This window comes from Lysinibacillus fusiformis (assembly GCF_002845985.1).
GTDB classification, from domain to species: Bacteria; Bacillota; Bacilli; order Bacillales_A; family Planococcaceae; genus Lysinibacillus; species Lysinibacillus fusiformis_D.
Genome location: NZ_PDFK01000004.1, coordinates 242,885 through 255,816, shown reverse-complemented (window position 1 = coordinate 255,816; position 12,932 = coordinate 242,885). Strand labels below are relative to the sequence as shown.

The window sequence follows — 12,932 nt, the reverse complement described above, 5'->3', positions numbered from 1 at the left end:
TTAGCATAAAGAATGCATAGAGAAAAACACTAAGAAAATCTTAAGAATTGATGTCGGAGTTTGTTAAGATTTAATTAGTATTATATCCTTATACGAATCCTATAGGGGTGATGACATGAACCTAAAGCGGTGGAGGAGTGAATGTAGTTGAACATTTTGATTTGTGATGATGATAAAGAAATTGTTAGGGCGATTAGCATTTATTTAGAAAATGAGGGCTATCATGTATTCAAAGCTTACAATGGTATAGAGGCAATCGATCTTATTCGGGATCACGTTATTCATCTTATTATTATGGATATTATGATGCCAAAAATGGATGGGATTACGGCGACGATGAAGATTAGGCAAGATAATATGATTCCGTTAATAATGCTTTCTGCTAAATCGGAGGATTATGACAAAATACTCGGATTAAATATTGGAGCAGATGATTATATGGCTAAGCCGTTTAATCCATTAGAACTTGTGGCTAGAGTGAAATCACAGCTAAGAAGGTATACGACATTTGGGAGCCTCGAGATGAGCAGTTCTGTATTTCAAACGGGCGGGCTTGTGATTGATGATGAACAAAAAGTCATTACTGTTGATAAACAAGAGGTTCATTTAACACCAGTGCAATATAAAATCTTAAAGCTTCTGACAGCCAATGCTGGTAGGGTGTTCACGATTGAAGAGATTTATGAAAAGGTATGGAATGTCAGGGCTATTAATCCTGAAAATACGGTTTCGGTTCATATTCGAAAGATTCGAGAAAAAATTGAAATTAATCCAAAAGAGCCAAAGTATTTAAAAGTTGTATGGGGAGTTGGGTATAAGGTTGAGAAAGTTGAGAAGTATTAGTCATGCACTTATAACGAAAATAGTTGTGTTTCTAATTGCCATCGCTTGTTTAATTGGTATAGCGAGGGTAATGATCAACATGGAATTTAATGGAATTCATCTTAGTAGTTTAAATCAAGATAATTATTTTGAAAGCCGAGCATTCGCTGATGAAAGTTACAGCATTATGGCTCCTTTAGCGCAATTAATCGGGAAATATAAAAGTGAAGAATATATTTTAAGTGGTAAAACACTAACAGAAGAGGATAATAGAAGAATCGAAGAGGAATTATATTATGATTTTCGTAATTCTTACAGATATAATTCGAATTTGAGTGAAGAGGAAAATAAGCATATCTATCAAGAAAAATATGCAAATGACATTGCTAGAACAAAAGATGAAAGCATAAATGAACAGGTAAGAAATTTTTATCAGTTACGTAGTACGTTAGAAGCTTATGAAGGAATTGTGTTTTATGCGAGTGACGGTGAACATGAATTTTCCAATAGTGATCTCAAGAAGAAAGAGCAATTTAAATCCTTTGATGCATATATGCTATTTGAGGATTACCAACAAAAGCTTTATCCAAATGAAATGAAAGAAAGTCAATACTTGGGTTACATTACACACGAAGTTGACACGTTGAACCCACAGACAGATGTTATGTATGTGGCGTTTAAAGATTCTTTCTTACAACAAAAAATGGCGGAATGGGAAAAAGATAAAGAGAATGCCCAAAGTTTTCTGAATGAATTCATGGTATTTTTAGCAGGGTTTATTTTATCTTTTGTTTATTTAATCATAGTTATTGGAAGAAGGTCATTTAAAGATAAAGAAATTCATTTCCATGTCATAGATAAACTCTATAATGATTTCAATATTGTGCTAGTTGGTTGCTTAACAGCGATGTGGATCACCATGATTGTTGAAGTGTTCCATGATATGTACATGTTCTTCACCGTGCCTATTTTTATCATTGCCTTACTATTGATTTTATCGCTCGTAAAGCATATTAAAAATAGATCGTTATTTCAGCATACACTGCTCTATCAAGTTTTCAAAAAGCTATTTATTTGGGTGAAACATGTTTTTGACAGTGGTAGTACAGGCGTGAAAATTGTGCTACTAGTCATTGGCTATCCATTAGTTGTAGCGGCAACATTTTTTATATTTCCCATTACGATAGGTGTAGCTGCCTGGTTGGCGATGCGAAAGGTGAAGTCATTTAATCGCATTAAAGAGGGCGTAGAGCAAATTAAGAATGGGGATCTTCATCATCGAATTGAAGTCGATGGAAAAGGGGAGTTTAGTCAACTTGCAGAAAATATTAATCGTATTACAGATGGGTTAAAAAAGGCAGTGGATAGTGAAATCAAGAGTGAGCGTTTAAAAACAGAGCTTATTACGAATGTTTCGCATGATATCAGAACGCCTTTAACATCAATTATTACGTATGTCGATTTATTAAAATTAGAAAACGATCCTGAAATGATTGCTGAATATGTAGACGTGTTAGATCAAAAGTCGAAAAGACTCCAGCACTTAACGGATGATTTATTTGAAGCGGCTAAAGCATCAAGTGGTAGTATACCTGTCCAGTTAGAGCGGATTGATATCGTATCATTACTAACACAAGGAATCGGAGAAATGGATGAAAAAATTGAAGCCTCGTCATTAGATTTTAAGTTAGCCCATCCAACAGAAAAGGTGTATGTGAAGGCTGATGGTAAACTTCTATGGCGTTCCATCGAAAACTTATTCTCGAATATTTTTAAATACGCACAGCCTACATCAAGGGTATATATTTGTGTTGAAGATTTAGGGAATGAAATACTTGTGACATTTAAAAATATTTCAGCATACGAATTAAATATCTCAGTCGATGAGCTAATGGAACGTTTTAAACGAGGAGATGAATCGAGATCAAGTCAAGGTAGCGGATTAGGGTTATCGATTGCTGAAAGCCTTATTCACATCCAGAACGGCAAGTTCTTAGTTCAAGTAGATGGCGATTTATTTAAGGTCATGATTTATCTACCGAAATTTCCAAATGAATAATGTCCTATTCCTTTATGACTGTAGACAAACTCAATGAATTTTGAGTTTGTCTACAGTCTTTTTTCTTTTACAATGAAATAAAGTAAAGCCGTTGATTTCCACTACGGGCGGATGCTTTCCGCGAGCGGGGTCGAGCTGCTTCCCTCGCTTCGTTACTGTCGCTTCGCTTTCGTACAGAAAACATCCGCTCAGTCCATTTTCTATCGTATATTAAAAGAGATTATGCATCAGGGACTCCTCCAAGTAGACCATCTATTTATGGATTCTACGCATGTGAAAGCGAGTGCGAATAAACGGAAGTATGATAAAAAGGTCGTGCGAAAAGAAACACGTGCTTATGAAGAGAAGCTTCAATTAGAGTTAAATATGGATCGTGAAGAACACGGAAAAAAGCCCTTTCCCCCAGAGAAGTTTGAAAAGGAAAAATGGAAAGAAATAAAGGAAAGCACGACAGATCCTGAAAGTGGCTATTACGTGAAGGAACGAAACACCTCCTTGAAACCGAATAAGAGAGCAACATTTCAAATGATGTTCCTTGATATAATTCTCTATGTAATATAACTATGTTTGAACAAGGAGATGGAAGCATGAGTAAGTTAACAGGGAAAATCGCTTTAGTAACAGGATCAAGTCGAGGAATTGGCCGCAGTATTGCACTGCGTCTGGCACAAGAGGGAGCCTTTGTCGTCGTCCATTACGGGAAAAGACGTAATGAGGCAGAAGCAGTTGTTCACCAGATCAAACAAAGTGGAGGAAATGCTTGCGTGATTGGTGCTGACCTTAGTACCTTAGATGGTATTCAAAATTTATTTACTACTTTGGATGAAACTATTCGGGAATATATGGGCGGTGGCGGATTCGATATTCTTGTCAACAATGCTGGAATTGGTCAAATTATTAGTTTAGAAGAGACGACGGAAGAATCATTTGATGAGGTAATGAAGATTAATGTTAAAGCACCACTTTTTGTTACTCAGCAAGCTTTGCCACGTTTAAAAGATGGAGGACGTATTATTAATATTTCATCTTTTGTGACTCGTGCAGCCTCGCCAAGTGTCTTTACGTACAGTATATCCAAAGGTGCTATCGACACATTTACACGACTTCTAGCCAAACAACTAGGAAGCCGTAATATTACGGTAAACGCCATCCAGCCTGGAATTATTAACACAGAGATGAATGCTGAGACATTGGAAAATCTTGATGGACAAAAATATGCTGCTGGTCTTTCCATTTTCAATAGATGGGGTGAACCCGAGGATGTGGCAGATATTGCCGCCTTTCTTGCTTCCTCAGACAGCCGTTGGGTAACTGGTCAGTTGCTTGATGCAAGTGGAGGATCTCATCTATAGAACCTGTAAGATAACAAATTTATAAGGAACTTCAAAAATGAAGTGACTCCAAAAAGTTAGACACATATTTTAAGCAGTTACTGAGGAATGAACTCTGTATTGGGCAGGTCTCATTCCTTTTTGCGATAAATTTCTCAACACTTATTGTTTCTGTGCTTGCATTGTTATTTAATTTTGCACAAAAAAGTAAACCGCTCCTGCCTCGCCAGCATGTGAGATGGTTTACTTTCATCACTTGGCAAATCGCTTTTGAAGCAATTCGTATTTACTTATATACATGGATAAACGTTTTTTTAAATATTGTAAATTTAATAACTCTGGATAGAAACAACGAGTAAAAGAGTTCAGCTATTTAAGAAGTATATTTAAAAATGCTTATTAGTTAAATGAAAGAGGAGCCCTCATTGATATATAAGAACATTGTCAATATAACAATTCTTTTTCAATAGCTTAATTTCAAAGCTTTCAATATCCCCTTTGATTACGTTACTTATCTTTAATACCACCGAACTTATTATATTTTTTCTAATCAAGATTGTTTAATTTTAAAAATTATGAAAGCATAGTAGTAATTTAAATAATGAGAAGAACCCGCTTCAAAAATCTATTTGTCGTAACTTTTTTGTTATGGCTACTTGATGGTGTTTTGAAGCGGGTTCTTTCATTTTATTAAAATCTTTTTCAGGAATGAGGGGACTAACTAATGACCTTCGGGAATTTGATAGATCCTCTAAAAATGGTAAAATTAGAGTATACAAGAATCTAATTCATTTGGAGGGAATAAATATGAAACGTGGTACTTTTAGAAAGAGCTCAAACAAATTATTACTTGCGACTTTAGCTCTAGCTGTGGCGACTCCGGTGTACGCTATACCTGCTACATATACTGTTGCAGAAGCGGCAACGAAAACGACATTCAAAGATGTTCCTAAATCGCATTGGGCATATGAGTCAATTAAACAAGTAGCAGAAAAAGGGCTTGTGGCAGGTTACAGTGACGGTACATATAAACCATCTGCACAGGTAACACGAGCAGAGTTTGCAACATTCCTATCACGCGTATTCGACGGAAACGACCGTACACCATCTAAATTTTCAGATGTTGGAGCTTCACATTGGGCAAATGACGCTATTCAAGAAGGACTAGCAGTTGGATTCATTAAAGCTAGTGATTTCTCAAATAACAAATTTGAACCAAACAAAGCAATGACTCGCGGTGAAATGTCTCGTTGGTTAGCAAATGGCTTAGCACATGCGAACGCTGATTATGGTAAAGCGATTGAGGAAATGGCGAATTCAAGCCTTACAATTATTCCGATTCCAGAGTTTTATGGTGGCGGGGTAAATAAGAAGGATCTTCCGTATATCGGGGTAGCACTTGGTACTGGATTACTTTCAGGTTATGAAGATTTCACATTCAAGCCAAATGGCAATACAACACGTGCCGAGGTAGCAACCATCCTTATCCGCTTCATGGATGCTATGAAGAAAGCACCATCCGATTTCACAGGGTTAAAAGAGCTTCGTGAGGTTTCTGAAACAGGAACAAACATTTTAACTATTTCTAACTTCAAGAAATCAAAATATGGTGGATATGAAGATATTCTTGGTAAACCTCATACGTATTTAAATAACACAGGTGTCGCTACAATTGAACATGCCATTTTTGTGGATACGACAGGCACTAAACCAAAAGGTATTTTTAAAGATATGTTTTTTAATGAAAAAGGTGAAGATAAAATTCTACTGAATAAAGGGATTTATGCAATCTACTATGAATACACATTCAAGCCAAGTAGGGACGTAAGTGTTCAAAGTGTTAAGAATGGCTCTGATATGAACTTTGCTTCAAACTTATTAGTTGATAAAAGTAAAATTGCAAGTTTTCATTTATCCTCTCCGAAAAGTACATCAACTATTGAATTTAAGAAGGGTGAGGAATATCGCTACTGGGCTTTCAATGGGGTGAAGGTTAAACCTGGGGAAAAGTTAAGTGGCAGAACAGATGACGGGAGCATGTTCATTTATGAAGTATCAAAATAGGAGTTGATAATTCAATTGAAACTAATAAAAAAGGGTACGATTGCTATCGTATCTTTCTATTGGCCTTTGCATGGCAGTAGGGAAATATAGGGATTTTAAAAAACTTAAGGAGTTTATAAACAATTTATTTCGAAGCATACATAAGTAAGAAAAATAAAAAGTAGAGCGACAGAAACACGCTCTACTAAAGATTCTTCTGTAAAAATGCCTTGGTGCGGTCGTTTTGTGGGTTTGTAAAAAAGTTGTCTGGATGATTAGATTCAATGATCTGACCATCATCCATAAAGACGACTTTGTTCGCTACCTCACGCGCAAAGCCCATTTCATGTGTGACGACAATCATCGTCATGTGGTCTTCAGCTAAGCTTTTCATGACCTTTAAGACTTCTCCTGTCAGTTCAGGGTCTAGGGCAGAGGTTGGTTCGTCAAATAATAAAATTTGAGGATTCATCATCAAGGCACGGGCAATGGCTACACGCTGCTTTTGACCCCCAGATAGATTGGCAGGATAGGCCTTTGCTTTGTCGGCAAGTCCAATTTTCTGCAGTAAATCCTGACAGCGGCTCGTAATAGCCTCCGCTGATTCTGTTTTTAATAAGCTCGGCGCCATTTCGAGGTTTTGCTGGACTGTTAAGTGGGGAAACAGATTGAAGTGTTGAAAGACCATCCCCATTTTAGCTGTTATCGCTTTGATGTGCTGTGGCTTAGCATATTGACCGTTTTGAACAAGAAAATCGCCATCAATCACTATACTGCCACCTTCAATTTCTTCTAAATGTATTAAGCTGCGAAGCATGGTACTTTTCCCAGATCCAGACGGGCCGATGACAGCAATGACATCGTTTTTCTCCACTGTAAATGTAATTTGTTTCAGCACTTCCACCTGATCAAAAGATTTCTTTAAGTTTGTTACTTGCATCAATGCCATATGTGTCACCTCTATTCAAATGTAAAACGTTTTTCAAGCCATTTAAAGAACATCGTCAAGACAAGCGTCATAACTAAATAAATAGCACCCGCGATAAAGAACGGCGTAATCGTGAAGTCACGATTTACGGCTGTTTGCGCAAAATGGAGTAATTCAGGCACAGCTACTGCATAGAGTAGGGCTGTATCCTTAATAAGTGTAACGGATTCATTTGATAATGCGGGTAATGCGACGCGGAACATTTGTGGCAAAATTACACGCGTCGTCGTTTGCCACTTGGATAAGCCAAGTACCTGAGCTGCCTCATATTGCCCTTTATCAATGGCAAGAAGACCGCCACGGAATATTTCTGCAAAGTAGGCAGCATAATTTAAAATAAAGCCAAGGCAAGCGGCCACAAAACGATCAAGTACTAAGTATTCACCGATTACTGGCAGCATAGGTAAACCAAAGCAAATTAATAATAATTGTAGTAATAGTGGTGTACCACGCATGATATAAATATACGTATGTGCAAGCCAAGAGATTGGTTGAATGCGACTTTTTACTGCGAGTGTTAGTAAAAAGCCTAATGGAATCGAAACCAGAATAGCGATGAAAAACAGTAACACTGTCGTTTTCGCACCTTCTAGCATCGGCCATATCATAGTTTGCCAGTAATCCGCCATAAAGATGTCCCTCCAAAAAGAGTAAGAGTTTCACAAAGGAAACTCTTACAAATGATGTGTCCTATCATTACTTTAATACTTTGTCTTCACCGAACCATTTGGTAGAAATTTCAGCAGCTGTACCATCTTCGTTCATTTTGTCTAATGCGGCTTGTAATTTTTCCAATAGGGCTTCATTGCCTGGTTTCACGCCAATTCCATACTGTTCTGGTGCAAGTGATTCCTCTAATAATTTAAATGTATCAGGCTCCTGTGTCATATAATATTCTGCAACAACCGCATCGATAACAACGGCATCAACACGACCCGTTTTTAAGTCGGATAAAGCTAAAACATTATCCGCAAACTCTGTAATTTTTTTCACTTCTTTGTGAATTGGATGCCCGTTTAGTGCATCTGCCGCAGAAGAAAGGGATTGAATACCTACTTCTTGTCCAGCTAAATCACTTAGTTTCGAAATCTTTGAATCTGCTTTTGTCATGACAACTTGAGCGTTTTCAAGATAAGGCTTTGTAAATAGTACTTTTTCTTTACGCTCATCTGTAATGGTATAACCGTTCCAAATTAAATCAATTCGTCCACTCAGTAATTCTGCCTCTTTTGTTTTCCAATCGATTGGTTGAAATTCTGCTTCGACGCCCATATGCTCAGCTGCCGCACGGGCTAAATCGATATCGAACCCAACGATGTTGTTCTTGTCATCACGGAAGCCCATGGGCGCAAATTTATCGTCAATGCCAATAATCATTTTTTCTACATCAGCAGCTTTGTCATCTTTCTTTGCTGCATTTTCTTTCGATGTACCACACGCTGCTAAAACGATCACAGCTGTCAGCATCATGAATAAAGTCAATACTCGTTTCATTTTGTTTCCCCCTATAATCTATCGCTTTCGTTTGCTAAACTACTAATGTGTTAAAGGATATCATCGTGATCTAACAATGTCAATATCGTTTTGGATTAATCAGAAAATTAGCTGCATTTCCTAGCATTTTTTGAATGAAGCTTATTTTCATAAAAAGTTTGAATAGGGGGAATAGTAAACAACGGAAGAAAAGGGGAAAAGAAAACGAGACTGTACATGACGGACAGTCCCGTGAAATAGGATTAAGTATTTTTACTTTGAATTGCTTTTCGAGCCAAAGCATCGGCAGCTTTATTTTGTGAGTCGGGCACCCATTTAATAAAGAATAAATCAAAGCTAGTGGCTAGTGCTAAAGCTTTTTCAAGATAAGGTTTAAATTCCTCGTTTTTAACATATTCTTTTTCCATAGAAGCGACAACGATTTTAGAATCCGAGCGTACGGATACTAGTGTTGAGCCTAGCTTTTGTGCTTCTTCAAGACCGCGAACTAATGCAGTGAATTCAGCGATATGATTATTTGTTTCGCCAATATACTCACTAATTTGGATATGATGGCCTTCACCTTTAATAAATAGCCCGATCCCACTTGGACCAGGATTTCCTGCACTGGCAGCGTCTATATAAACTTCTAACATACCATCCCTACTTTGCAATGTGACTTCTTTATAATTGTACAACAAGGATCAGAATCATAGTCTGTAAAAAATGGAACAAACAAAATAGTTGCTTGTTCAAATTGAACGCTTCATAATAATAAGAAGTGAATTTTGGACGTGAAAGGAGCGGGGGCTCAACATGGATAAAGTGACGGTTATGAGGGATATTGACGAACTGCATGATACGTATTGTGCGGATTGCTTGGTGATTAAGCAATTACGTAAAGAACGTGGTAAACCAGGAGCTCACCGTTTCTGTATTGAGGCGTGTTCAGTTGGAGAAAAGTTACAGTTTTTGGGAGAAGAGCTTTTGAAAGTGTATAGTAAATAAAATACGAACCTCATGAGAAAAAGCTACATTGATTAGCAATCCGCTGGTCAATGTAGCTTCTTTCATTATTACTATTACTTTTATTTTGTTTCAGCATAACTGCTTAGGTCTTGATAATATTTTGTCAGAGACGAAGCAGAAATATCAAAAGTTGCAGCAATTTCCTTTACGGTCATGGATAGGGACTCGAATAGCTCTTTTTCCTGACCATAACGAATCGCACCAGCTGCAATAGCCGCTTCTTTGCGAGCAGTCGGTTGTCCTTCGATTAAATAGTCCTCTAAAAGTTCAAGCATCGGAGCTGATTCACGCTCATTTTGCTCTAAGAAATCTTTTACTTGTGTCAGGACATTGCTTTCGAAGTTTGAAAACTCCTCACCTTTATAGCCATTCGATACTAATAGTTCCCAGAATGTTAGATGCTCTTCTTTTAAGAATGAGCTTACCTTCTTCTCGGATGCCTCATAGTTTTTCTTAAATTCTTCAAATACTTTTGCATGATCCTCAGGGAAGAAAATTAGGGTAGACACAGCTAAATAATGTGTCGATTTCTTCGTTCCATCTGGTAAGATAAAGGCAAATACATGCATACCTTCAGGAATCGGTTTATTATTTTCACGACGAATAGAAAGCTCTTCATTCGTAAGTAAATGATTAGCCTTGAAATATTTTTCCTCAACAACAGACACCGTACCAATAAATAAAGCCGGCTGAGACCAGTCTTCAAGTACCTTGACAGTAGATGGTCTTACTGCCTTTTTCTTCGTTTTCTTTAAGTAACTTTTCCAAATAGATGGCTCTTGATGGAAGAAAAAGTCGTCTAAAGCGATTGCTTCAATGAGCTCACGCTGTAGCACACTCTCTAATTTAGGCTGCCATGTGCCGACATGCTCAATATATGCACGAACATCTTTACGTTCGGGATATTCTAAGTAAAAAGTTTGTAGCACACGCTCTAATTCTTCGATTTGTACTGTTTCCACTGTTACTTGCTGTTTGCCTTCACAACATTTTTTATATTTTTTGCCGCTACCGCATGGGCATGGATCATTACGTTTTACCATAATTAGAACACTTCCTTTAATAATTGTTAATCGTATATTGCTAAATAATTTGCGCACTCTTAATAATAACGGTACTTTTGTATGAAGAAAAATGATTGTCTATTTTGAAATATCTAAAAAATGTAGAGGGACGCCCTGATTCTATTATATGTACGTATTTTTCCACTTAGAACTAAAAAAAGAAAACGATCTGCACCTTTAACAGGCAGGACCGTTTTCTTGCTAGATTATTGCTGAACCGCTTCAATTTCCAAAGTTAGGCGTTCAAGCTCATCAATCAAATGACCGATATAGGCAATCGTATCACGAAGCGGTTGGTCTGTTGTAATATCGACACCAGCCATTTGTGCTAACTCTACTGGTGATTTTGTGCCACCAGCCTGTAAGACAGCTAACCATTCTTCAACAGCTGTGTCGCCCTCTTTTAAAATACGTTGAGACACTTGTGTAGAGATGGTTAACCCAGCACTATATGTGTATGGGTAAAGACCCATATAATAGTGAGGTTGACGCATCCATGTAAGTTCTGCACCTTCAGAAATGTCGACTGTATCACCCCAGAAATCTTCTAGCACAGAGCGTTTTAATTGATTTAAAATTGTTGCATTAACAGCTTCACCAGCATCAATTAATTCATACACTTTACGTTGATAGGCTGCTTCTAGTAAATGAGTGACAAAGTTATGATAATACGTTTTCGACACAATATTTGAAATCACCCAACGTTTAAACCGTAAATCATCGTTATGTGTTAGTAAATAATTCGCTAACAGCATTTCATTCATTGTTGATGGTGCTTCAATAAAGTATAGAGAAGGTCGGCTATTAAGATAAGATTGATGTTCATGCGTATTCGCAAAATGCCCTGCATGACCAAGCTCATGAATAAGAGTAAAGACTTCATTCATGCGTTCGTTCCATGACATTAAAATATAAGGATGGCTACCATACGGACTTGAGCAAAATGCCCCTGTAGATTTTCCTTTGTTTGGTGCATAGTCAATCCAACGTTCATTGAAGGCTCTATCCATTAAATGATTATAGTCTTCCCCCATAACAGCTAATGCTTTTTCAACATATTCTTTCGCCTCAGCCATCGATAATTTTGGATCATAATCAGAATCAAGCGCTATTTTTAAATCTGCAAATGTCATTTTATCGATACCATTGGCTTTTTGAATTAAAGCTGCATAACGACGCATATGTGGGGCAAGCTCTGTCGTAATTAAATCAATTTGACGATTATAGAGCGAACGATCGACGTCCTGATCAAAGAGTAAATAATCAATGACCGAGTTAAAGCCTCGTAGGTCTGCCATTGTTTTTTCCTGCTGAATATGCGTGTTATACACTTGTGCTGTTGTATGCTGGTAATCGCGTAGCTTGCTTGAAAAGGCTTTAAAGGCAGCGCGGCGTATTTCTGTATTCGCTTCAAACTCCCAGTCATTTTCGTAAAGGACGAAGCTAAGTGGATGCTTTTCACCATTGGCTTCAAATTGACCAAAGTTCATGTCTACTAATTTCGTCGTATTGTATATTTCATATGGTGCATCGAATGTAGCACTAAATGCGGCCAATGCTTTTTCGACTTCAGGATGTAGCTGGTGAGGCTTTTGCTTTAACAGTTCCTCTAGATAACGTTTGTAAAGAGGGCTTGATGCTGCCGCTTCTTGTAAAATAGCTTCATCCAACGCTAGTAACTCACTGCGCACGAAGGAGAGAGCGCTGCTTACCTTTCCAATAGCTGTAGCAAATTTTGCAGCCCGCATTTGCGCTCCATCATTTGTACGATCTGTTTCAAGGTTTAAGCTGGCATACGTGCCAATCGGAACAAACCTTTTTTGTAGCTCTTCAAAGGCAGATAGCACGTCAATAACTTTTTGTGCATCTGTAATCGTTCCTTGGTATTGCTGCTCGAAGCTAAGTGCGTCTTCCACCAATTGTGCTAAAGTAGGTTCAAAATCAGCATCATGGCTCAATAAATCTGTTAAATCCCAAGTTTCTTCTACTGCTACATCTTTTCGTAATGGTAAAACTTCCATTCATAGACACCCCTTTACATGTAAGTGATTTCATTATAACGAAACTATTTCGGAAAGTGAAATAATTTCATAGAATAGTTGCAATATTCTTAATGTAGATCG

At 37.5% G+C, this 12,932-nt stretch carries 11 protein-coding genes and 1 pseudogene; 6 read left to right on the top strand and 6 right to left on the bottom strand.

The features are described 5' to 3' along the window. The first annotated feature begins 147 nt into the window (after positions 1-147). From CRI88_RS15885 to CRI88_RS15865, 5 genes and pseudogenes are all read left to right on the top strand, one after another. Complete coding sequence (locus tag CRI88_RS15885) at positions 148-843, top strand: response regulator transcription factor (RefSeq protein ID WP_036118196.1); 696 nt, start codon at positions 148-150, stop codon at positions 841-843. After that, positions 821-2,881, top strand: a complete 2,061-nt coding sequence (locus tag CRI88_RS15880; protein ID WP_101966838.1) for a sensor histidine kinase — start codon at positions 821-823, stop codon at positions 2,879-2,881. Before CRI88_RS15885 ends, CRI88_RS15880 begins: the two co-directional genes overlap by 23 nt. A 189-nt stretch (positions 2,882-3,070) precedes the next feature. Beyond that, positions 3,071-3,373 (top strand): annotated as a pseudogene (locus tag CRI88_RS15875) (IS5/IS1182 family transposase); the annotation flags it as partial. Positions 3,374-3,468: 95 nt separating this feature from the next. After that, positions 3,469-4,233 (top strand): SDR family oxidoreductase, encoded by a 765-nt coding sequence (locus CRI88_RS15870; protein ID WP_089932542.1) that lies wholly within the window; start codon positions 3,469-3,471, stop codon positions 4,231-4,233. 786 nt (positions 4,234-5,019) lie between these two features. Further along, a complete protein-coding gene (locus tag CRI88_RS15865; RefSeq protein ID WP_101966837.1) occupies positions 5,020-6,276 on the top strand; it encodes an S-layer homology domain-containing protein in 1,257 nt (418 codons plus the stop codon). A gap of 184 nt (positions 6,277-6,460) precedes the next feature. Here the strand turns inward: CRI88_RS15865 and CRI88_RS15860 are convergent, their stop codons facing one another. The 4 genes from CRI88_RS15860 to CRI88_RS15845 all read right to left on the bottom strand — a co-directional run bounded on the left by CRI88_RS15860 (position 6,461) and on the right by CRI88_RS15845 (position 9,372). Continuing rightward, a complete protein-coding gene (locus CRI88_RS15860; protein WP_036127795.1) occupies positions 6,461-7,204 on the bottom strand; it encodes an amino acid ABC transporter ATP-binding protein in 744 nt (247 codons plus the stop codon). Positions 7,205-7,215: 11 nt separating this feature from the next. Then, positions 7,216-7,872, bottom strand: coding sequence for an amino acid ABC transporter permease (locus CRI88_RS15855; protein WP_036127793.1), 657 nt, complete (start codon positions 7,870-7,872; stop codon positions 7,216-7,218). A gap of 67 nt (positions 7,873-7,939) precedes the next feature. Next, entirely contained in the window at positions 7,940-8,737 is a 798-nt protein-coding gene (locus CRI88_RS15850) for an amino acid ABC transporter substrate-binding protein (protein WP_036127791.1), read from the bottom strand. Positions 8,738-8,979: 242 nt separating this feature from the next. Next, the gene (locus CRI88_RS15845; RefSeq protein WP_058844683.1) at positions 8,980-9,372 is read right to left on the bottom strand and encodes a ribonuclease HI family protein; all 393 of its coding nucleotides are present in this window, start codon (positions 9,370-9,372) and stop codon (positions 8,980-8,982) included. Positions 9,373-9,532: 160 nt separating this feature from the next. Here CRI88_RS15845 and CRI88_RS15840 point away from each other — a divergent pair, with 160 nt between their 5' ends. Further along, positions 9,533-9,724, top strand: coding sequence for a zinc-finger domain-containing protein (locus tag CRI88_RS15840; protein ID WP_036127782.1), 192 nt, complete (start codon positions 9,533-9,535; stop codon positions 9,722-9,724). An 80-nt stretch (positions 9,725-9,804) separates the two neighbouring features. Here the strand turns inward: CRI88_RS15840 and CRI88_RS15835 are convergent, their stop codons facing one another. Both CRI88_RS15835 and pepF read right to left on the bottom strand, forming a co-directional pair. Then, on the bottom strand, positions 9,805-10,788 hold the full coding sequence (locus CRI88_RS15835; protein WP_058844684.1) for an SEC-C domain-containing protein: 984 nt from the start codon (positions 10,786-10,788) through the stop codon (positions 9,805-9,807). A 227-nt stretch (positions 10,789-11,015) separates the two neighbouring features. Then, a complete protein-coding gene (gene pepF / locus CRI88_RS15830) occupies positions 11,016-12,830 on the bottom strand; it encodes an oligoendopeptidase F (protein ID WP_036122986.1) in 1,815 nt (604 codons plus the stop codon). Between the last annotated feature and the right edge of the window lie 102 nt (positions 12,831-12,932).

What these genes read in the sequence shown, in the direction of transcription:
- CRI88_RS15870 (WP_089932542.1), top strand. Translation starts at nt 3,469, where the DNA reads ATGAGTAAGTTAACAGGGAAAATCGCTTTAGTAACAGGATCAAGTCGA.
- CRI88_RS15865 (WP_101966837.1), top strand. Translation starts at nt 5,020, where the DNA reads ATGAAACGTGGTACTTTTAGAAAGAGCTCAAACAAATTATTACTTGCG.
- CRI88_RS15860 (WP_036127795.1), bottom strand. Translation starts at nt 7,204, where the DNA reads ATGGCATTGATGCAAGTAACAAACTTAAAGAAATCTTTTGATCAGGTG.
- CRI88_RS15855 (WP_036127793.1), bottom strand. Translation starts at nt 7,872, where the DNA reads ATGGCGGATTACTGGCAAACTATGATATGGCCGATGCTAGAAGGTGCG.
- CRI88_RS15850 (WP_036127791.1), bottom strand. Translation starts at nt 8,737, where the DNA reads ATGAAACGAGTATTGACTTTATTCATGATGCTGACAGCTGTGATCGTT.
- CRI88_RS15845 (WP_058844683.1), bottom strand. Translation starts at nt 9,372, where the DNA reads ATGTTAGAAGTTTATATAGACGCTGCCAGTGCAGGAAATCCTGGTCCA.
- CRI88_RS15840 (WP_036127782.1), top strand. Translation starts at nt 9,533, where the DNA reads ATGGATAAAGTGACGGTTATGAGGGATATTGACGAACTGCATGATACG.
- CRI88_RS15835 (WP_058844684.1), bottom strand. Translation starts at nt 10,788, where the DNA reads ATGGTAAAACGTAATGATCCATGCCCATGCGGTAGCGGCAAAAAATAT.
- pepF (WP_036122986.1), bottom strand. Translation starts at nt 12,830, where the DNA reads ATGGAAGTTTTACCATTACGAAAAGATGTAGCAGTAGAAGAAACTTGG.